The organism is Pseudonocardia alaniniphila, assembly GCF_022524485.1.
Lineage (GTDB): Bacteria > Actinomycetota > Actinomycetes > Mycobacteriales > Pseudonocardiaceae > Pseudonocardia > Pseudonocardia alaniniphila.
Genome location: NZ_JAKXMK010000115.1, coordinates 1 through 516, shown reverse-complemented (window position 1 = coordinate 516; position 516 = coordinate 1). Strand labels below are relative to the sequence as shown.

At 66.9% G+C, this 516-nt stretch carries 1 pseudogene; it reads right to left on the bottom strand.

The annotated features are described in order from the left end of the window. A pseudogene (locus MMF94_RS43235) lies at window positions 1-516 on the bottom strand (transketolase); the annotation flags it as partial.

Here is a 516-nt window from a genome sequence, read left to right as displayed (position 1 = left end):
GTCGAACCCGAGGATCTTCTTGACCTGGGCGACCTCGTCGGTGCCGAGTGCGGCGCCGTGGGCTTTGCCGGTGTTCATCGTGGTGGGGGCGGGGTAGCCGATGATGGTGCGCAGTTCGATGAAGGAGGGGCGGTCGGTTTCGGCGCGGGCGTTGTCGAGGGCCTGGAGGATGCCGGTGACGTTTTCGCCGCTGTCGACGATTTGGACGTGCCAGCCGTAGGCCTCGTAGCGCTTGGCGGTGTCTTCGGACAGGGCGATGGTGGTGTCGTCTTCGATGGAGATGCGGTTCTTGTCGTAGATGACGGTGAGGTTGCCCAGTTGTTGGGTGCCGGCGAGGGAGGAGGCTTCGGAGGTGACGCCTTCTTCGATGTCGCCGTCGGAGGCGATGACGTAGATGTGGTGGTCGAAGGGGCTCTCGCCGTGTGGGGGTTCGGGGTCGAACAGGCCGCGTTCGCGGCGGGCGGCCATGGCCATGCCCACGGCGGAGGCCAGGCCTTGGCCCAGGGGGCCGGTGGT